The sequence below is a fragment of the Gilliamella sp. ESL1225 genome (assembly GCF_058502635.1).
In genome coordinates this window covers 1089228-1107393 of sequence record NZ_CP196358.1, presented here as the reverse complement: position 1 = coordinate 1107393, position 18166 = coordinate 1089228, and the positions used below count along the sequence as shown (strand labels likewise).

Genomic DNA, 18166 nt, shown 5'->3' with positions numbered 1-18166 from the left:
AAAAACCGCTACATGAGCGGTTAATTTCGATTAATCATCTAGCTTAAAAAGGGCATTAAGCCCTTTGTGTTAATTAAGATTGGATAGTAATTTTTTACTAAAGTTATCTAACTTTAATTTGTGGTTTTTGTTTAGATCCGATATGAAATGTGCGTGTTTATATTTGACATTAAACAATGCAATATCTTGGTCTTCTTGATTTCTAAAAATTCCCTTGATTATTGCGCTTTCAGTATCTTTTTTTAAATTCACATATATTTGAGTAACAGCCATGATTTTTTCAAGTGCAGGAACAAGTAAATGTAACTTGTCTTTGGTTATACGCTGAACACTATCAACACCAGTAATATTTCTTATCATCTTCCAAACACCTTGAGTAAAGGCTTCATTATAGAAAAAAGCATTGGAAATATTATGTACAATTGTTTTTAAGTCATTTAGCTGTTTCGACGTGATGTAGTCTGATTTATTGATAATAGAGTAACTGCCTGTTTTCCGGATGGATGGTAAAACTTCAGATGTTACCCATTTTTTAAATCTTTTTGCTTCTATTTTGCGACTACGCAATATAAGAGAATATAATCCACTTTCATTGATGATGTTGTAGCTTTGTGCGCCTTGTCCGGCACGACTATCATTATTAATGATAGTCATCTTTTCATCATCGTCTAGTCTTGTAAGTGCCTGAGGTGTATTGTTAATTTCTAATGCTTTACATACGTCAGAAGCAACGAACCATATTTCACCATCGCGCTCTATTGATCGTACAGTGACACCATTAAAAATATGGGGGGTTAAATTAGACATTTTAATCTCCTAGTTTGTTTTAAATCCATGTGTTGAGCATGGGCGTCGGGCGCTTCAACACTGCAAACTAGAACAGCCTGTAACTTTTCCTTTCGGTATTGTATAGTTACACGCCACCCGACATAACTGGAGACAAAAAAAATCCGCTTAACTTTCGGGTGCGGTTACCGCTAGTTTGTAAGTGTGTTGAGCACTTGCCAACACTATACAACCCGATATATTTAATGTCAAATTATAAAAAATAGCGTTATGCGGCTAACTGTTTAAAAAAACCAGCCAGCTCGTTTTCATTTACTTTGTAATCAAACCACTTGCTTTTACCAGTCGCGGTTATTGACACGCTTGATACCGTGGTAATTATTTCACTTGGCATTAGAAAAATATGTTCAGTTTCCATATCATCATTTAATGCATATAAAACGAAAAAATCAGCCGAATCTTTTTGCTTGTTGATACAGAAAGCCCATCTATCATTATCATTTTGATAATGCTTAAGCCTTGAAGTTTTAACATCAACTGTGAAATTGCATACACTAAAGTCAATATCTGCTTGAAATTTCAAATCATTATTATCAATTGCGAAAGGAACTGTTTTATGAAAAAGCTGCTCACCTATAACAGCCAGTCTATCTGTAACGGAGCCATAACGAGCTTTATCTCCAGTTACGTTAATACCTGCTTTTTTTAGATGTACATAAACAGTTTGCCAAGGTATACCAACCTCAAGCCCAACAAGTTTTAGGTTTTTAAGTCTTGAATATGATTCAATACATTCACTCATTATTTCTTGTTTATCCATAATAGCTCCTACCAAGGAATATCATCATCAAACACTTCTGAAGCTTGCTGTGTTTGATATTCCTGTGTTGATTGGTTTGATTGTTCAATGTTAGCATTTGGTGATTTTCGTTCGGGCTGTATTTGTAGGACGCGGATACAAGGTTGCGAATATTCAATGTTGTCCTTTTTCCATGTTTCTAGGTAGAATTCACCGCTTACGGTAACTAGACTGCCTTTTTTAATTTTGCTAAATGCTTCAGCCATTCCCCCCCACATCACGCATTTAACCCATGATGTTTTTTTCTTGTCACCATATCCTTGTGTAACAGGTAACTGAAAAGTAGCAATAGCGCTTTCATTTTGAAAGTATCTTATTTCTACATCTTGACCGAGGTAGCCTGATGCGGTAAATGAGTTAATTGACATTTTCTTGTTCCTCTATCCATTTTTTCATATATTTAATTAAACATTTCTTACATAAATACTGTTCTGGTTGCCATTGCATAGTAGCTTCAACTTTAATATTAATTTCCACGTTACACTCATAACCTTTTCTATAAAAAAGCCTTATATTTTTTTGTGGTGGACTGTCTAATCCTGATTTACAAAAATCACATGTGTAAGTTACTGTTGTTGTTGCTCCCATTATTACTCCTCATTAAATTTTTATTTTCGTTTTAATTCATCTATGCATTCCATTGCTTCTTTTTTGAAAGCTTCTGAAGCTAAATGTGTCGATTAGTACTGTATTGCGCTTAATTAAAAATTTCTGGTAATTCTTCTTTTACTTTTTTTATAGTTAAAAAATGTAGCTCTCTGAAATCAATAATTGGATTATTGAATTTTTTGACAAAATTCCATGATTCCTCTTTTACCAACTCATGAAAAATCGTGTCTAATAATCGAGGTATTGATTTGTTGCTCCAACCGTTTACATTGATTTTTGCTAACTCCTTTTCAATAAATGACTTAGTAATGAAGCGATCAACTATTTCTGATTCAACCCCTTTGTTATCAATTTTTTTTACGCTATTTTCTTTTTTGTTGGTATCTTTAAACTCATTTGAAATAACTTTTGCCCAAATAGTACGACCATATTGATTAACAAAATCATAGTTTTTAATAACAATTCCCTCACCAATACCCAGCCCATTTTTAATTAGCAAAGTATTTTCAGTTAAACACTGTTCAATATGTGTTTGAACTGGATTTATTACTATCATCATCGGTGATATATAATCGATGCCTAAATTGTCCAATTCTGGGATATATTTCTTACATACAATGTAAGAATCATTTTCTTTGTTGTAGATATCAAACACGTAGAATTTTCGCCACGCATCATCACAATAGGTTTTAAGAGAATGAGGGACAAGCCATTCGCCGTACAAAATATGGTGTGGATTAGATTCAAGATATTTTCTAATGGGGGCATGATTAATAATGTAGTTGTAGAATCCACGATTATCATTATTGAGCGTTAATTCTTTGTTTCGTGAGCCTGCTTTGATTTCACCATTACTGAGCCATACGGAACCATTTGAGCCATCTAGTTTTGGAAATATATAACAAGTTCCAACATCAATTCCTTTTACTTCATCCGAGCCTAATCGCTCTAAATGTTGATATTTTTTAAACATAATCACCTCATTAAAAAAGGGCATTAAGCCCTTTACATCAGTTTTTAATTTTAGCCTTAGCAACTGCCATCATCATAGCCACAGCCATCGCGATAGCCATAGCCACAACCATCGCCATAGCCACGTCCACCGCCATAGCCATAGCCACCGCCCCAGCCATCGCCAGCCATAGCCATAGCCATCACCATCGACCCCGCCGCCGCCATCACCAGCGCCACATCCAACGCCACTACCGTCGGCATCATCATCGCCATCACCATCGCCCCAGCCACGTCCATCGCCCCAGCTTTCGTACTCGCCACCGCCACTACCTCGTACGAAACCGCGTTCAGTACCGTATCTTTCTTCATTCAGCAATGACATTTGTAAGCCCTCCTATTGCCGTTGGAAAACTAATAAAAAAGGGCATTAAGCCCTTTACATCAGTTTTTGATTTTAGACGCAGAGACTGCAATCATGGTCGCAATATCCATAGCAATCGCCATGTCCATCACCATAGCCCCCGCCATAGCCATAGCCATCGACCCTGCCCGCGCCACCGCCATCGCCACTACCTCGTCCGAAACCGCAGTCAGTACCTCGTACGAAACCGCGGTCAGTACCGTATCTTTCATCATTCAGCAATGACATTTTTAGCACCTTTTAAACTTGCTTTAGCTACCTCGGAACATTCAACGATCTCAATAGCTTCCAACCACACGCTATCGACTGCTTCGACTATTTTTGACTCTTCATCAACGATCCCATATAGCGCGGCACCAGATATGCTAATTGATCGCTCGTTTTTCCATTGCCACATTCGGCGAGCGTCTTTTAAAATTACCTCTTTTCCTGATTTTTTTGTAAGCAGCCCAAACCATACTCCCGCGGAATAGGTTCTAACAATGACGTAGTCATTCATTAGGTGGGATGCTATGTCATTGTCTTTTTTAGTATTACCATTAAATATTTGTGCCAATTCTCTAGCTTGACCTATGGTTAAATTATCTAATGTCATTTTTAAGTCCTCTTATTTGTTGTCTATTAATTAAATTTAACATTCTGAATCTTTATGGATTCATCTATTTTTATTTAATAAATGATATCCAATGAGTATTTGAACGTTTACCGCTAATATGTCCGAATAAAGGTTTGTATTCGGTTAACGCTAAAATCGTTTTAACCTTAATGTCCGTTTCGTTCCATTTAAATATTAAAGTTCCATTTTTTTTAAGAATACGAAAACATTCGCTAAAACCTGTCTTTAAATCTTCTTGCCACGTTGATTCATCAAGTCGTCCATATTTTTTAGCTAGCCAACTATTGCAACCGACTTTGATGAGGTGTGGTGGGTCAAAACAGACTAGATGAAATGATTCGTTTGGAAACGGGAGATTAGTAAAATCGAGTTGAATGTCTGGGTTTATCTCTAGTGCTCGCTCATCACATAAAATGTGATTTTCTTTACGTTTGTCGCAAAATAAGACTCGATTGTCTTGTTTGTTAAAATAGAACATACGAGAGCCGCAGCATACGTCAATAACGGGTTTTTTAATGGCGTTGATCTTTTTAATATCTATAATTTTAACCTCCTATTTTAGTTCTCGTCGAGAAATCCGACGTCGTTTGAGTCTAACACCTCGACCTGAAAGCCGAGATCGCGTAGCCGTTCATGTTCCCTAAGCTGTCCTAGTCTTGGTTTTTCGCAGAGTATCTTGCATAGGGGAGAGGGAAGAATATCAATTATCTTTAATGAGTTCCGGCGCGTGATTTTTGACAAAATCAATAAATTGAGCAGCTAAAGTTTCGATGTCTTTTCGCATATTTGGATATCGGCAGAAACTAACTTGTAAAAGACTTTTTATTTGGTAAATATCTTGGTTGGGTGATTTATATTGCTGGAATAAGTTATACGTAAATTTATCGGCATCAAACCAATCAAGACAGCATCGCCATTGCATACTATCAATATAATTTTCTGCCTCTGCACGTGAAGTTAATTTGTGATCTGATATTTCTTTTAAATGGATAGTATCTACAACACAAACGAAAGTAACATCAGCTCCATTAATAATGGTTTGTTTTTCAATTTTTAATTCTCTAATTTCAGGTAAAGCAAAATCACAATCAAGATAATCAAAATCAAATTTAAAACCATCTTGCTCAACGATTGATAATTCATCGTTATATTGAGCATTTTCTAATATTTTGTGAAAAGCTGTACCCGCCATCATTGCTTCAGTTGGTGGCGTTTCTCTTTTTAAATAGGCAACCATTTCCTCAACAGTGGCTTCTTCATCAAGAAGCCAACGGCGGAATGATTCTAAATTAGTTGCTGAGATTCGAATCATTTTGTACCTCGAATGTTTTGCTTTCTTTGTTTAGGTAAAACCCTTTTGACTTAGCCACATCGATAAGTATTCGCTTATCTGTTGCTTTTGATTTAGCCATGATTTCGAGCTGTTCATTAAATTCAGAGATATCACCAAAACCTTCTAACGCCTCTCTTAAATAGATTAATCGCTCATTTTCTTTTTTCGCAATTTCTGTTTCTTCATTTAACTTTGATTTAATATTGTCTACAATTTCACTAAAGAAGTAGGGGGTTTCTGAATAGTTTGGGATAGTGATAATGTCAAGTTGAGCCGGGTTTTTACCAAACCCCGATGAGCTAGGATTAAAATCAATTACACGGTTATTATGATTATCAATCTTAATGCGTCCCATGACGTCAGCGACTTTGTACACTTCATTTTTTGAGCCGCCCTGAATGTCTAACCGCTCAACAATATCATCGCCGCTACGCTCTTCACTCATATGAGCTATTAAAATGACATCTTTACCTAGAAAGTGTAAAGATTTTAACCATGCCGTAAAGGATGCCTTTAATGCACCAAAACCTTGTAATGTTAATTGCCCACTTGCGCCTTTAAGTTTTGGATTTCCAGCAATTAAATGAGCTTGCAAAAAATCAAGTGCTCGACCAACGGTATCAACGACAATTGTGTCATACTCTTTTAAATCATTAGGTGTGATATTTTCTATATCCTGCCAGTTATTAATTTCGACAGCATCTTTTCTGAATTGTGAGCGATAAGCGCCTTTGTCAAAATCAAGTAACAATGGATTTTTAGAGGTAAAAGCGGTAGATGTTTTACCGAGACCCGGTGGCGCATATAAGCAAATAGTTAAATTTGTAACGGGCATTGCTTGCTCTGCTTTGATAATTTTTAAAGCCATATTTAAATCCTTATAGTTAAAATAAAAGGGCATTAAGCCCTTGATAATATGATTAATATTAAGATGATTACAGTTATACTTCGTTAAAAAAGTAGTCGGTAATGTCTTCAGACTCGACATTTATATCGAGATCGGCATCAAACCACATGCCCCCATAAGAGCGTACAAATTCAACAAATCCCTTTGAATACTGGATGTTACACTCTGTAGCTCTACTCCTATTCATCCAAGCTATATCTACATCTTGACAAGCATCTACAATTAATGCTAACTCATGGTCATTGTTAAATTTGATTACCCAATCGCCAGCCTTTAATCTTGCTTTTAATTCATCGTTTATCATGATTTATATCCATTCAGGTCGTTTTGTTAGGGATTTATCCCACTCGACGCCTATTGTATTTAAAACGACATATCCAGATATTTCAACATTATCAATATACTCATTCTCATTAATGAAGGAGGACCAGAATTCCGGTGTTTTTGTTGGTTTTTCAGTGTATATATATACACTTCCGTTTTCTTCCATCGCAGCGTATTTATATTTAGGATCTATAATTTTCCAAAGCTCAAAGGAAATATTTAGAGGGGTATCTTCTGCAATGCGATGTGGTGTAAGCTCGATGTTTGTTTCTGTTGTCATATCTTTATCCTTTTGAATTTCGTTAAAAAAGAAGTCTGTGATATTCGAAACTATTGTTCTGCTGCCTTTTCTAATTTTTGGACCACGTTGTATCCCTTCATAGTCTCTTTTAAATAAGATACAGCCTTCATTGTCTTCAAAATAATAATCAAATATAGGTGTACCTCCATGCCAAACCAGCCCTACTGCTTTACATGCACTTAAAATTAAGTTTCTTTCTGCCATATTTTTAAATTTAATTAACCAATCACTCGCTATTAATCTTGCTTTTAATTCATCGCTTATCATAAATTTGCCCTTATTAAGTAAATTTTTAAAAAAAGCCCCTGTATTAGGGGCTAATGGCCAAATCGCTGTCTTTCCAGCTGTCATAAATAGTTAAGGTACTAATCACCTAATATCCAACTTTCTAAGCTCATCATTATGATTAAGAAGAACATGAGTAATGAGGCTTGAAAGGCATCGATTAACCATTGATGTTTCTTAATCTTTAACTTTTTCAATGCTGTTAGAAAGTTCATAATTAGCCTTTTGATTTTAATGAAAAAATTTATAATCAAAGCCACTCAATGAGTGACTTTTGTTATAATTAGTTGTTATCAATTATTTCTTGAGTTAATTCTTGATAGGGAAGATAATTTCCTTCAACAAACCATTTCCCATCCTCAAAAACATATAAGTACTCTTCTTCAAGGCAAGGTCGTTCTGTTGATTCTTGGTATCCAGTATTTTCCTCGCCCCTGTCTCTGCCATAAAAAAGAGTGCAACCCTTAGCTCTATTTTTAAATGAGTGACCTTCGGGCTTGTCAATTCTTTGATCAAGAGTGGAAATATCACCGTAGCTAACGAGTCCCTCAACTTTGCATTGCGTGTTAAAGTGACTTAGTAATATTTGCCCATTGTATGACGGGTAACCATCCCAATGACAATAAACAGTTCTATATACATCCCCAACCTTTACACTTATATTTGATCTTGTAGCCATATCTATATCCTCATTGTTAAGTAACTTCATAATCAAGCACCCTGAATCAAGATGCTTTGTTATAAAAGCTGGTTTAATGCCTCACAGCTGGCAATGCGTTAATAGCCTACATTTCTGTATAACCTAGACTCGTTATGATCAACAGTTCCACTAAAGAGAGGGAGTTCAAATCCTCGTTCTGAGAGTCTTTGTTACTTTCTCGGCTTTCGCGCTAGCTTCTTGTTGACTATAAGTCTGTCTTGCTATTCCGACTTTGCTAATTTTTAAAGAGCTTCACTTGCGTGATTTGTTATCTCAAAACCGCAGTTTGTTCATATGCTTTCTGCTCGCTACTTGAATCTTCTTAACTAATTAAATAACTCGTGGTCTTGTTTAATTTTTTTGTTAAGTTGATTTGTTTTGATGGGATTATATTACCAAAAGGTAATTTAAAAGTAAATACCTTTTGGTAATTTTTTTGATGGTTGCAATTACCTAGAGTTAAATTTTAAATGAAGTTATACATACGGAAGGTTTTTATTTGATTAATATTTAACCATTAATATTTGAAATTAAGGCATATAATCCTAGAAATAATAGTTTTAGATATGAAAAAACCCGCTATTAGCGGGTTAAAAGCAGTTGTTGAGAAAAATCTATAGAAAGTAAGGTAATTCTTTATTGAAAAAATATTTTACGCATTGATCGTAAATTATTTTTAATTATCCATGTTTTCTTAATAACATTGATTGACTTAACATAACTTTTCCGTGAATATAAAATTGTTCTATTTCATCGACAGAAATTTCCCAATCATGATATTTTTTATTGTCTGATAAGACTAAAATTTTGTCTTTTATTAGTTGTAATCTTTTAACATACAGTCCCCTGCCATATGTAAAAACATATATACCATCACCTTCAAATTCTTTTTTTGAGATATCTACAAATATTGAATCCCCCGATTCGAAGGTTCCTTGCATACTATCCCCACTTATATTGATTACTTTTAAATTTGATGAAGAAATCCCTTTAAATATTGTCATAGCTTGTTCCTTGTCATATTCAATTAACTTTATAACTTCTTTAACGTCGGAATTTAAATAACCCTTACCTGCGCTAGCGGAAACATTTAAAACTTCAACATAGAATGAATTACCATTAGCATTGTTAGGAGTATTTGTTTTTATTGGTTCGTCATTATCTAACAACCCGTCAAGCCATCCACGGGGTAAATTAAAAGCATTCTCAATATCTGTTGTGGCTCTATCAGCTATATTTTTTTTATTTTTCTTCCCTTCTTCATATAACAATCTTGATACATACGAAGGATCTTTTTCTAATTTAGTAGCTAACTCTTTTATAGAGTCATGACAGAAGTCTTTCATCAGCCTTAATAAGTTTAGTCGTCTTATTTCATATTTATTCATTATATTCACCCTTAGTTTTCTATGATTTTAATAAATGTTTACCATCCGGTAAATTACCAAAATAAATTTACTTTTAAGTTACCTTAAGGTAATATGTAAGTAAATTTATAACCAAATGGTAATTTTTATGGAAAAGTTAAGGGATTATCTAAATAGTTTGAAAATCGACGAGCAAATTAATTTTGCCATTAAATGCGGTACAACAATTAAATATTTAAGAAAAAGGCTTTCAGATAAAAGCGCTTTGCTAGGTGAAAAAATTTGCATAGAAATCGAAGATAAAACTAATGGTACTGTGAAATGCGAAGAGCTTCGCCCCGATGTCAACTGGTCAGTAATTAGGAAGGGAAACTAAATTAATCATATTTTTTAAATGATTAATTGTGCCTATAAAAAAACCACTAACCGTAATTAGTGGCTAAACAAGGATATAAAACCAAATGATATCAATATTTAAAAAGTTAATTAATATTTGCACAAAAAATAGGGATTATTAAATGGATAATAAATTTATACCTAATTCATTTCAAGTTCCTAATGCGCTTGTGGATGAAATGATAGCCGAGCTAAGCGGTAATGAGCTTAAGTGTTATCTAATAATCGTTAGAAAAACTAAAGGATGGCAAAAGATAGAGGATGCGATTTCTTTATCTCAATTCGAATTATTAACAAAATTAAGCCGTAGTGTTGTGGTGAATTGCTGTAAATCGCTTGAAGAAAAAGGCTTAATTGAAAGCAAAAAAGGGCATAGAAATATAAGTATTTACTGGTTAAAAAACTCAACTAGTTCAGAATCCGAACTAGTTCAGAATCTGAACCGCACTAGTAAAGAAAATGAACTAGTGACTAGTTCAGAATCTGAACACACAAAAGACAATATAAAAACAACTATACAAAATAATATTAATAGTGCGTTTGCTCTTTTTTGGAATGCAGGTTTAGTCAAAGTGAACAAATCGAAAGCGTTAAAATCTTTTGAAGCCGCATACAAAAATTGGAAAGCTGCAAATAAAACAAAAAATATCGATGAATTTGCATTCATGATCGCTAATGACATCAAAAACAGAGTAGTAATAAATCAATTTGGATTCGATAAATTGCATCCGACGACATACTTAAACAATCGGCGATGGGAGGATGAGCTAGTTAATAATCGAACACAACTGGCGGTGAAACCAAAAATTGATTTAGATGACACAAGCTGGGCAGATGAATTAATAGGGCGTTTGTGATGAAAAATATTACTGACATTTTGCCAACGGTCATGAATAAACATACCGTCGAACAAAAGAGCCAAAGCGTATCGAATGGGGTGCAGATTGTTAATGATTTATTTAAAGAATTACGCGGTATCTTTCCTGCCATGCTAGCTGGTGTCAGTGATGAAGAATTAAAAACCATAAAACAACAATGGGTTATTGCATTCATTGAAAACAAAATAAATCCAGAAATGTTAAAGGCTGGTTTGCACATAGCCAGAAAACAAACTAAGCCATTTTTACCACCTGTCGGGCTTTTTATCGAGTGGTGCACAGAAGGGCTAAGGCAACAATATAATTTGCCGTCTGCGTGTGATTTAGAGGCTAAATTGCATGAGTATTTAAGTCGGCGTGGACTAGATGATTTTTATGAATTTGATTTTGGTAGCGATGCAAATTATTGGCTAGTTACCGATTTATATCGGGCAATGTATGACGAGAATTTAGGAGCCCAAAAACTTATTGAGCGAGCTAATAAATTAATTTTAGATTTAGCAAAAAAAATGATGAATGGCTACGTTATACCGATACCAAAGAAAACACTACCTAAAACCATAAAGGGTAAACCTTTAACGCGTGAACAAAGTCTTTTTAAGATTAGCGAAATAAAAAAGAAGTATGGGCTAGATAAAGAAAAACAGAATAGCAAAGGAACAAAAGGAGAAATTAAACAATGTATAAAATAACAGCAAGCATCAATAAAGTCGGACAGCCCCCCATTAGTTGGACTCATTTTTGTAAGCAAGCATTAACACTTGAGCAGTGTTTATTAAAGCTAAGTGGCAGAAAAAAAGATAGTTGGGGTCATAAAGATTACCCCATAAAGCTAAGTGATTTTGAATGTGTAGAGGTTAATTAATAATGAAATATTTTTTTTATTTTATTCGTCGTTTTCTATTACTAAAACTAGATCTAAATTCATTTAATAAGGAATGGGATTTAAAACTGAATGAAATTTTAGATGATTTTAAGGTTCTAGAAAGTAGTGAATATGTTGTTTATTTAAAGCATAAGGAAAATATATACGGTATTTGGATAGCTAATTATCCTTATGGAAGTCATTGCTTAGAATATTATGCACCCAATAGCGCTTCAATGGAAGAATTTTACAAAAATAGAATTTTTATTGAAAACGAATATCAATTTAGACCTTCTATTCGTACTCAATATCGATTTGATAACTTAATTTTATTTCCTCATTATCGGGACGAAGAAAAGAAAACTGAGGAAAGAATAAAAGAAATTTATCAATAGAAATGGCTAAGTTTAATTAAAAAAGTTATTTGTTTTGGGAGGTAATAATTAATGATTAAAAACTACCGATTAGTTCATGAATCAATTCGCGATAATGCAATTAATTTTATTAGACAATTGCCGATTGATAACACTCATCCGTTACGAATTGTTATTGATGAAGACAAACGCTCTTTAGCACAAAATCGAATGATGTGGAGCGTTCTAAATGATATTGCTAAACAGGTCCAATGGAGTGGTGAGACGCTGACAAGTGAAGAATGGAAACATCTGATAACCGCTAATTTACACGGACAGAAATGTGTAAAGGGGTTACAGGGTGGACTTGTATTCATGGGGTTATCGACTCGCAAAATGAATAAACGTGAGTTCGCGGACGTTATAACTTGCGCTGAGCAATTTGGCGCTGAAAATGGTGTCAACTTTAGCTATGAAGCTCAAGAGGCAATCAAATTAGCTGAACAATATAAGGACCAATTATCGAAGGTGGCGAGATGTCAAAAAAGCATAGGTTAAAAAAGTCATCATTTAAGTGCCCTGAATGTGGCGCTGAATGTTTATATAACCTTGATAAAGATTTATTTGTGTGTGACCGTCCATTAGTCGGCGTAAATGGCGAAGTTAAAGGCTCATGCGGTAAGTTTTACGCGAATGGAATTAAATTTAAACATGGTTGGAATTAACGGGTAAGGCAATAAAAGATGAATAAAAAACATGCGGAAATATTAGCAGCAATGCCGTGTATTTGTTGTGAGTTGCTTGGACAAAGACAAAGTGGACGCACTTGTCTCCACCATATTAGAGAAGGTCAAGGACTCGCGCAGCGTGCGGGTGATTATTTAACTATTCCACTTTGTTTCGATTGCCATCAAGGCGCGTTGGGTATCCATGGCGATAAAACATATTTAAAAATCCTTAAAAAGACAGAGCTAGATTTACTTAATGAAACGCTTGGTCGCATGTATAAGGCTATTGCATGATTAAGCTCACGTTACCTTATCCACCAACAGTAAATCATTATTGGGGTACGTCTGGCAAACGGCGATTCATTAAACCGGCTGGTGAATTATTTCGGCAAAATGTTATAGCCATCATTTTGGCGAATAAAGCAAATAAAAAGCTAACGAGTCGACTTAAAGTAGATATTAGTGCCTATATGCCTGATAGACGAAAACGCGATTTAGACAATATTAATAAAGCTCTTTTTGACGCGCTAGTGCACGGTGGTGTGATGTTGGATGATGATCAGATAGATATCATCCATAGTGAGCGTAAAGACGTGATCAAGGGTGGAAAGATTGATATTTTGATTAGTGAGTTAGATGGAGGGAGTAATGAGAGAGACTAAAGACATTTTAACGGCGTGGAAAAACACAAGGATATTAAAACGAATTGGAACAGAATATCCATCTAAGTCAGCTGGCATTAATGGTGCTTTTCGTGATTTTGATTTTAGACAATATTTGACCGAAGAAGAGGCGGAAATTGTTGATAAAGCAGTACTAAAACTAAAGGCTGATAATATGGAATATTGGATAGTTTTAACTTCTTTTTATTTAGAAAATATGTCTTGTAGCAAACAGGCAAGAACTATAGGAAAACAAACCTCAGAGTTAACGAAAGTATTACTGGCTGCTGAGTGTTTCGTTCGTGGTCATATTATTGAATTGTTTTCAAAAGTAGCCTAGTTGACAATGAATAGAATTAAATTGTATAGTGAAAATACGTTAGCAAAATCTAGCGTCGGGATTGGCGTCCTGATTTCATTATTGGCAGATGAACTGCGAAAGCGGTTTTTTTGTACCTAGTCTATGGTGGACTGGGTAAGGGAGCTGAAAAGCTCGCTGGGTTTGCCTTTAGTGACCAGTACGCCAACCTTGCTTAGTTCACCGCCCAATATTGGCGTGTTGGTGGTGATAATTTTAAATTACACTGAAGGTACAAATAATGACTAATCAATTATCTTTTCATAACACTACCATTCAATCAATTAAACAAAATAATCAAATTTGGATTACTTCAAACGATTTATCTAATTTATTACGGTATGCAGATTCTAAATCAGTTACAAGACTTTATAATCGTAATTCCGATGAATTTACTAATAAAATGACAATGGTAGTCAAAATGACCACCAATGGCATAAACAATAGTTTACGGGAAAAAACAGTCCGTATTTTTTCCCTCCGTGGTGCTCATTTAATTGCAATGTTTGCTAATACAGAAATAGCAAGAGAAGTAAGAAAATGGTTACTTGATTTAGCAGATAAAGAAATTGGAATTACAGAAACAATATCACTTGAACAACAACAGCAAATCAAACAAGCGGTTAATGAGCGGGCATATAGAACTGGCGAACACTATCAATCTGTATACCACAAATTATACGAACATTTTAAAATCCCCCGCTATCAAGATTTACCATCAAATAAATTTGAGGAAGCCATCAAATTTTTAGGTGGAATAAATTTAAAACAAGGATTAAGCGAGGAAGAATGGTACGATTTGGCATGGCTGTATAAAGCTGCAGATATAATGCGGAATCAAATTGAATTAATAGAGCCGGCATTACGAATCATCGACTCAGGTTTTAAAGGGGCATTCTACTCAATGGCACTTGAATACAAACGAACGTTAAATAATGCTAAGTTAATCATTGAGCGAGAAACCGCGCATATTACAACGAAAACCATCGCAGATAAATGGCATCATGTATTGCCTATTATTAGACATCACTAACAATCTCACCTAAAGGGCTTAATCGCCCTTTTTTCTTAGCAATTTAGTTATTAAGGTATTTATAAATAATCCATTAAAACACTTGACTGTATAAACGTTTATACGGATAATGTGCCTAATATGCGGTTTTAACGCATAAAATATAGAAGCTCGCAAATGCGGGCTTTTTTATTGGCAAAATAAAGCCTCAGTTAAGAGGCTCTATTGATTGAAGATAACTCATTAATCGCAGCTTCTGCTAAAAAATTACTTCTATCTTTATAGATTGAGTGATTTGTTTTAACAGCATTATCGATTCTATCAATAAGCACATCGGACAATGTTATATTGATTCGTTTTTGTTTGCCTCTAAATTTCGATACATCAACATCAATAATGAGCCATATATCACAGTGATCATATTCTTTGTTATTTTGGTATGAAATATGATGATTATGAATATCCCTAATGTCGTATTTACCGGATTCAATCATATCTTGAATAGTTAATAAAATAGCTTCTGTTGCCATTGATGGGATATCTTCTTCGCTATCAGCAGCAGAAAAACAGCTATATTCGTTATTGCATAAAGCTGGAATAATAATTCCATAAGCTTCATTATCATTTTTCGGGGATTCAATTCCAAGAGTAAAAAACATAATGGCCGCCAAGGATGTCAATAGAGTTAGGTTGAAACTTTAGGCAATACTTAATTCAAGATGTTTACCTAAAGCAGATAACGCTTTACTAATTGTATCGATTTTTGTTGTATGATTTAAATTAACAATACGCTGTAACTCTTGTGGTTTTACATTAATACGTTTTGCAAGTTCAACATTTGACATATTTTGTTCGATCATTTCATTAAGTAGTAACACTTTAGCAAAAATACTTGTTGGTAATTCAATTAAATGTTCACCACGTTTGGCTTTGCTTGGTAATGGTACTTTACGATGATCTTCAAAATAAAAATCCATACTTGTTATTAATGCATCCTGAGCCATTTTTAATGCATCTTGCAAGTCATCACCACAAGTAATTGCTTCAGGAATATCTCTAAATGTTACGGTATAACCGCTATCTTCTTTATCTAATTTTGCTGGATAAAACATATTAACCTCATTCAAAACAAGCCCCCTTACGAGGGCTTTAATTAGAGATTTAGTTGCTTTTTGATTGCAATCATTGTGCCGTTTTTTAACTCCTTACTTGGATGTCTTGGCATGGTTGATTGTTTTCCGTTGTAATAAAGTTTCAAGTGATTACTTCCTTGTTTTACTTCAACGCCTTGAGCAACTAACCATCTTAAAAACTCACTTTGTTTCATTATTTATCCGTGTTGTTTTAAGATAAGATAATAATAAACAAAAATGTTTACTTTGTCTACATTAAAATAAACAAAAATGTTAATTTTTTTCAAAAGAAGACTATCAAAATGTACAAAACAACAATTTTAAATTGGTTACAGGATAATGCCCCGTTAATTTATGGGGTTATCCTGTCTTTCCTAATCGCCTATGGTCGTTTAACGTATGACGGTGTGGGTGGCCGCCGTAAATGGGTCGAAGCATTACTTTGTGGTGCGCTTTCGCTAGCGGCAAGTAGTGGACTTGATTACTTTGGTTTGCCGGTGAGTTTTAACCCTTTTCTTGGCGGTGTGATTGGCTTTATTGGTGTTGACAAATTAAGGCAAATATCTAACTCAATCATTAACAAAAAAACAGGTAATTGTAACAATAAGGACAATGACTAAAATGAAACTCTCCGAAAAACAAGCACTATTTACGGTAATGACGGCAAAATTAATCGTATTTGCAGATTCGAAAGGATATCAATTAACGTATGGCGAAGCTTACAGGACACCTGAACAAGCGGAGTTAAACGCTAAAACAGGAAAAGGAATTAAAAACAGTTTGCACACTCTGCGGCTAGCAGTCGATTTTAATTTATTTATTAAAGGTGTTTATCAAACCTCAACCGAGGCTTATCGAACCCTTGGCGAATATTGGGAAAGCTTAGGTGGAACATGGGGCGGTCGTTTTACTAAACCTGATGGTAATCATTTTTCGCTTGAGCATGAAGGTGTTAAGTAATCATGATTGAAAAATTAAAAACGCTTTACAAGATTTCACCAGTCTTTTGCCTCTTTCTGACTTTGTTTGCTTTTTATTTAGCGTACCAATGCTATAAAGGTGAACAGCAGGCATTAGCGGCAGTAAGTAAGGTAGAAAACGAATTCAATCGCTACAAAGAAGACAATCACCTTGTTAAGAATTTAGAGAAAAATATTATTGAGGCATTAAAAGATGGGCAAGCTAAAACGAATAATTTACGCGATGCTGTTAATAATGGTCTTGTCGAATTGCGCGTCAAAGTCGATTCAGTCATGCGAGATAACACCACCACCAGCACTATTGCTAACAGAGCCTTACGACTTGCAAAATCTTCTGAACAAGATTATTACCGTCTCTCAGACGCCATCACTTACAACAAAGCCATGATTGAAGGATGGCAACATTATTATTGTGATGTGATTGCGCCAAAAAATGGCAGTGAGTTCATGTGTATGAAATGAATATTTAATCGTTTTGATTGCATAAAGTCTAAATTTTTCCGCGGTTATATAAAAAATAACTGCATATTTATCCTCGAACCGCTTAATTGCGGTTTTTTTATGCCTATTGCAAGTCACTTATTAACAAGAAGTGGTCCAGTATTTTTAAAGACATTCCAACTCACATGAATAGCACGACGGTGTGAAAGTGAAAAGCTGCCTATCATGCGAGATGAAGTAATTAAAACCTCCGTCTTCATAATGAAGACGCAGCTAGATGGTGATATACAAAAACGTGAAGTTGTTTATTTACCGTTATCAATGCTAAATGGTTGGCTGTTTGGTGTTAGTACCAAGAAAATAAAACCAGAATTAAAAGACAAGCTAATTAAATACAAACGAGAATGTTATAACGTTTTGTACCAATATTGGACAAAAGAGCGATTTGACTTCATGAAAGAAATAAACAAACTACTTTTTGAGTTTCAATATGAAAAAGAGGGAGCTAGCCAAGCAGGTCGGATCCTATCTAACTGGAAACGTATAAAACCAAATATTGAGAATAAGCTCGACTCACTCATGAATAAATCACAATTACAATTAACAGTATAGCCGCCTAGTGCGGTTTTTTTATGCCTGTCGCAAGGCAATTTTAACAAACACAACCCAGTTAGAAATGAACCCTATAGGAAATAGTTAGGTTATTACTTTCCTGTTGTGGGCTATTTTCTTTGCGACTAGGGTTCATCTCTAAAAGGAAAAGTAATGAATATAAGGAAAGCAGCTAAAAAGAATATCAAGTCACGCATTCAAGCGTGGGAAGATAAATATCAACTTAAATTTAATTACGAATTGATTAGTACAGGACTACGCGTTAATCAGTTACCAACATAAGGAA

Annotated in this window: 36 protein-coding genes; 16 read left to right on the top strand and 20 right to left on the bottom strand. The window is 34.6% G+C overall.

Annotated features, from left to right (window positions below; genetic code table 11):
- Nucleotides 1-69: 69 nt before the first annotated feature.
- The 16 genes from ACSYSW_RS05110 to ACSYSW_RS05035 form a co-directional block, all read right to left on the bottom strand.
- A complete protein-coding gene (locus tag ACSYSW_RS05110) occupies nt 70-807 on the bottom strand; it encodes a BRO-N domain-containing protein (RefSeq protein WP_491704379.1) in 738 nt (245 codons plus the stop codon).
- Nucleotides 808-1054: 247 nt separating this feature from the next.
- Complete coding sequence (locus ACSYSW_RS05105; protein ID WP_491704380.1) at nt 1055-1606, bottom strand: hypothetical protein; 552 nt, start codon at nt 1604-1606, stop codon at nt 1055-1057.
- An 8-nt stretch (nt 1607-1614) separates the two neighbouring features.
- On the bottom strand, nt 1615-2013 hold the full coding sequence (locus ACSYSW_RS05100; protein ID WP_491704381.1) for a single-stranded DNA-binding protein: 399 nt from the start codon (nt 2011-2013) through the stop codon (nt 1615-1617).
- On the bottom strand, nt 2003-2233 hold the full coding sequence (locus ACSYSW_RS05095) for a hypothetical protein (RefSeq protein ID WP_491704382.1): 231 nt from the start codon (nt 2231-2233) through the stop codon (nt 2003-2005). The genes ACSYSW_RS05100 and ACSYSW_RS05095 overlap by 11 nt, the downstream gene beginning before the upstream one ends.
- 109 nt (nt 2234-2342) lie before the next feature.
- Nucleotides 2343-3227: an RNA ligase family protein gene (locus tag ACSYSW_RS05090; protein WP_491704383.1), complete on the bottom strand. Its 885-nt coding sequence runs from the start codon at nt 3225-3227 to the stop codon at nt 2343-2345.
- A 56-nt stretch (nt 3228-3283) separates the two neighbouring features.
- Nucleotides 3284-3433 (bottom strand): hypothetical protein, encoded by a 150-nt coding sequence (locus ACSYSW_RS05085; protein WP_491706162.1) that lies wholly within the window; start codon nt 3431-3433, stop codon nt 3284-3286.
- Nucleotides 3434-3649: 216 nt separating this feature from the next.
- On the bottom strand, nt 3650-3844 hold the full coding sequence (locus ACSYSW_RS05080; RefSeq protein WP_491704385.1) for a hypothetical protein: 195 nt from the start codon (nt 3842-3844) through the stop codon (nt 3650-3652).
- Complete coding sequence (locus tag ACSYSW_RS05075; RefSeq protein ID WP_491704386.1) at nt 3841-4224, bottom strand: DUF6948 domain-containing protein; 384 nt, start codon at nt 4222-4224, stop codon at nt 3841-3843. The genes ACSYSW_RS05080 and ACSYSW_RS05075 overlap by 4 nt, the downstream gene beginning before the upstream one ends.
- 70 nt (nt 4225-4294) lie before the next feature.
- Nucleotides 4295-4723 carry a class I SAM-dependent methyltransferase gene (locus tag ACSYSW_RS05070; protein ID WP_491704387.1) on the bottom strand — a complete coding sequence of 143 codons (429 nt, stop codon included), beginning with the start codon at nt 4721-4723 and terminating at the stop codon, nt 4295-4297.
- A 222-nt stretch (nt 4724-4945) separates the two neighbouring features.
- The gene (locus tag ACSYSW_RS05065) at nt 4946-5557 is read right to left on the bottom strand and encodes a hypothetical protein (protein WP_491704388.1); all 612 of its coding nucleotides are present in this window, start codon (nt 5555-5557) and stop codon (nt 4946-4948) included.
- Nucleotides 5535-6446, bottom strand: a complete 912-nt coding sequence (locus ACSYSW_RS05060) for an ATP-binding protein (protein WP_491704389.1) — start codon at nt 6444-6446, stop codon at nt 5535-5537. Before ACSYSW_RS05060 ends, ACSYSW_RS05065 begins: the two co-directional genes overlap by 23 nt.
- Before the next feature lie 73 nt (nt 6447-6519).
- A complete protein-coding gene (locus ACSYSW_RS05055; protein WP_491704390.1) occupies nt 6520-6789 on the bottom strand; it encodes a hypothetical protein in 270 nt (89 codons plus the stop codon).
- Nucleotides 6790-6792: 3 nt separating this feature from the next.
- On the bottom strand, nt 6793-7461 hold the full coding sequence (locus ACSYSW_RS05050; protein ID WP_491704391.1) for a hypothetical protein: 669 nt from the start codon (nt 7459-7461) through the stop codon (nt 6793-6795).
- Nucleotides 7462-7475: 14 nt separating this feature from the next.
- Complete coding sequence (locus ACSYSW_RS05045) at nt 7476-7610, bottom strand: hypothetical protein (protein WP_491704392.1); 135 nt, start codon at nt 7608-7610, stop codon at nt 7476-7478.
- A 68-nt stretch (nt 7611-7678) separates the two neighbouring features.
- Nucleotides 7679-8074 (bottom strand): post-segregation killing protein PndC, encoded by a 396-nt coding sequence (locus ACSYSW_RS05040; protein ID WP_491704393.1) that lies wholly within the window; start codon nt 8072-8074, stop codon nt 7679-7681.
- Between the two features lie 701 nt (nt 8075-8775).
- Nucleotides 8776-9483: a S24 family peptidase gene (locus ACSYSW_RS05035; RefSeq protein ID WP_491704394.1), complete on the bottom strand. Its 708-nt coding sequence runs from the start codon at nt 9481-9483 to the stop codon at nt 8776-8778.
- A 127-nt stretch (nt 9484-9610) separates the two neighbouring features.
- Here ACSYSW_RS05035 and ACSYSW_RS05030 point away from each other — a divergent pair, with 127 nt between their 5' ends.
- The 11 genes from ACSYSW_RS05030 to ACSYSW_RS04980 all read left to right on the top strand — a co-directional run bounded on the left by ACSYSW_RS05030 (nt 9611) and on the right by ACSYSW_RS04980 (nt 14735).
- Complete coding sequence (locus ACSYSW_RS05030) at nt 9611-9838, top strand: transcriptional regulator (protein ID WP_491704395.1); 228 nt, start codon at nt 9611-9613, stop codon at nt 9836-9838.
- Between the two features lie 142 nt (nt 9839-9980).
- Nucleotides 9981-10715: a replication protein gene (locus tag ACSYSW_RS05025; protein ID WP_491704396.1), complete on the top strand. Its 735-nt coding sequence runs from the start codon at nt 9981-9983 to the stop codon at nt 10713-10715.
- Nucleotides 10715-11428: a replication protein P gene (locus ACSYSW_RS05020; protein WP_491704397.1), complete on the top strand. Its 714-nt coding sequence runs from the start codon at nt 10715-10717 to the stop codon at nt 11426-11428. Before ACSYSW_RS05025 ends, ACSYSW_RS05020 begins: the two co-directional genes overlap by 1 nt.
- Nucleotides 11416-11601 carry a DUF1187 family protein gene (locus ACSYSW_RS05015; RefSeq protein WP_491704398.1) on the top strand — a complete coding sequence of 62 codons (186 nt, stop codon included), beginning with the start codon at nt 11416-11418 and terminating at the stop codon, nt 11599-11601. Before ACSYSW_RS05020 ends, ACSYSW_RS05015 begins: the two co-directional genes overlap by 13 nt.
- A 2-nt stretch (nt 11602-11603) precedes the next feature.
- Nucleotides 11604-11996 carry a hypothetical protein gene (locus ACSYSW_RS05010; protein ID WP_491704399.1) on the top strand — a complete coding sequence of 131 codons (393 nt, stop codon included), beginning with the start codon at nt 11604-11606 and terminating at the stop codon, nt 11994-11996.
- A gap of 51 nt (nt 11997-12047) precedes the next feature.
- Nucleotides 12048-12512 carry a recombination protein NinB gene (locus ACSYSW_RS05005; RefSeq protein ID WP_491704400.1) on the top strand — a complete coding sequence of 155 codons (465 nt, stop codon included), beginning with the start codon at nt 12048-12050 and terminating at the stop codon, nt 12510-12512.
- A complete protein-coding gene (locus tag ACSYSW_RS05000; RefSeq protein ID WP_491704401.1) occupies nt 12491-12679 on the top strand; it encodes a hypothetical protein in 189 nt (62 codons plus the stop codon). Before ACSYSW_RS05005 ends, ACSYSW_RS05000 begins: the two co-directional genes overlap by 22 nt.
- An 18-nt stretch (nt 12680-12697) precedes the next feature.
- The gene (locus ACSYSW_RS04995; RefSeq protein ID WP_491704402.1) at nt 12698-12976 is read left to right on the top strand and encodes a Ref family recombination enhancement nuclease; all 279 of its coding nucleotides are present in this window, start codon (nt 12698-12700) and stop codon (nt 12974-12976) included.
- On the top strand, nt 12973-13344 hold the full coding sequence (locus ACSYSW_RS04990) for a RusA family crossover junction endodeoxyribonuclease (protein ID WP_491704403.1): 372 nt from the start codon (nt 12973-12975) through the stop codon (nt 13342-13344). The genes ACSYSW_RS04995 and ACSYSW_RS04990 overlap by 4 nt, the downstream gene beginning before the upstream one ends.
- Nucleotides 13331-13684 carry an antiterminator Q family protein gene (locus ACSYSW_RS04985; protein WP_491704404.1) on the top strand — a complete coding sequence of 118 codons (354 nt, stop codon included), beginning with the start codon at nt 13331-13333 and terminating at the stop codon, nt 13682-13684. Before ACSYSW_RS04990 ends, ACSYSW_RS04985 begins: the two co-directional genes overlap by 14 nt.
- A 259-nt stretch (nt 13685-13943) precedes the next feature.
- Nucleotides 13944-14735 (top strand): P22AR C-terminal domain-containing protein, encoded by a 792-nt coding sequence (locus tag ACSYSW_RS04980; protein ID WP_491704405.1) that lies wholly within the window; start codon nt 13944-13946, stop codon nt 14733-14735.
- A gap of 191 nt (nt 14736-14926) precedes the next feature.
- On the opposite strand, the gene ACSYSW_RS04975 is transcribed toward ACSYSW_RS04980, so the two are convergent.
- Genes ACSYSW_RS04975 through ACSYSW_RS04965 form a run of 3 tightly spaced genes read right to left on the bottom strand, consistent with a single transcriptional unit; the run spans nt 14927 to nt 16041 of the window.
- Nucleotides 14927-15373 (bottom strand): type II toxin-antitoxin system HicB family antitoxin, encoded by a 447-nt coding sequence (locus tag ACSYSW_RS04975; RefSeq protein ID WP_491704406.1) that lies wholly within the window; start codon nt 15371-15373, stop codon nt 14927-14929.
- A 39-nt stretch (nt 15374-15412) separates the two neighbouring features.
- Nucleotides 15413-15826 (bottom strand): type II toxin-antitoxin system HicB family antitoxin, encoded by a 414-nt coding sequence (locus ACSYSW_RS04970; protein ID WP_491706089.1) that lies wholly within the window; start codon nt 15824-15826, stop codon nt 15413-15415.
- Nucleotides 15827-15867: 41 nt separating this feature from the next.
- Complete coding sequence (locus tag ACSYSW_RS04965; protein ID WP_491704407.1) at nt 15868-16041, bottom strand: type II toxin-antitoxin system HicA family toxin; 174 nt, start codon at nt 16039-16041, stop codon at nt 15868-15870.
- Between the two features lie 108 nt (nt 16042-16149).
- Here ACSYSW_RS04965 and ACSYSW_RS04960 point away from each other — a divergent pair, with 108 nt between their 5' ends.
- From ACSYSW_RS04960 to ACSYSW_RS04950, 3 genes are read left to right on the top strand one after another with little or no spacing between them, the layout of a single operon-like run.
- Complete coding sequence (locus ACSYSW_RS04960; protein WP_491704408.1) at nt 16150-16467, top strand: phage holin, lambda family; 318 nt, start codon at nt 16150-16152, stop codon at nt 16465-16467.
- 1 nt (nt 16468) lies between these two features.
- Complete coding sequence (locus ACSYSW_RS04955) at nt 16469-16807, top strand: M15 family metallopeptidase (protein WP_491704409.1); 339 nt, start codon at nt 16469-16471, stop codon at nt 16805-16807.
- A 2-nt stretch (nt 16808-16809) separates the two neighbouring features.
- Nucleotides 16810-17289 (top strand): lysis system i-spanin subunit Rz, encoded by a 480-nt coding sequence (locus tag ACSYSW_RS04950; RefSeq protein ID WP_491706161.1) that lies wholly within the window; start codon nt 16810-16812, stop codon nt 17287-17289.
- Between the two features lie 113 nt (nt 17290-17402).
- On the opposite strand, the gene ACSYSW_RS04945 is transcribed toward ACSYSW_RS04950, so the two are convergent.
- Nucleotides 17403-17528 carry a hypothetical protein gene (locus tag ACSYSW_RS04945; protein WP_491706160.1) on the bottom strand — a complete coding sequence of 42 codons (126 nt, stop codon included), beginning with the start codon at nt 17526-17528 and terminating at the stop codon, nt 17403-17405.
- A 1-nt stretch (nt 17529) separates the two neighbouring features.
- On the opposite strand from ACSYSW_RS04945, the gene ACSYSW_RS04940 reads away from it, so the two are divergent.
- Nucleotides 17530-17880, top strand: coding sequence for a phage antirepressor N-terminal domain-containing protein (locus ACSYSW_RS04940; protein WP_491706159.1), 351 nt, complete (start codon nt 17530-17532; stop codon nt 17878-17880).
- A 153-nt stretch (nt 17881-18033) separates the two neighbouring features.
- Entirely contained in the window at nt 18034-18162 is a 129-nt protein-coding gene (locus ACSYSW_RS04935; RefSeq protein WP_491704412.1) for a hypothetical protein, read from the top strand.
- Nucleotides 18163-18166: the final 4 nt, after the last annotated feature.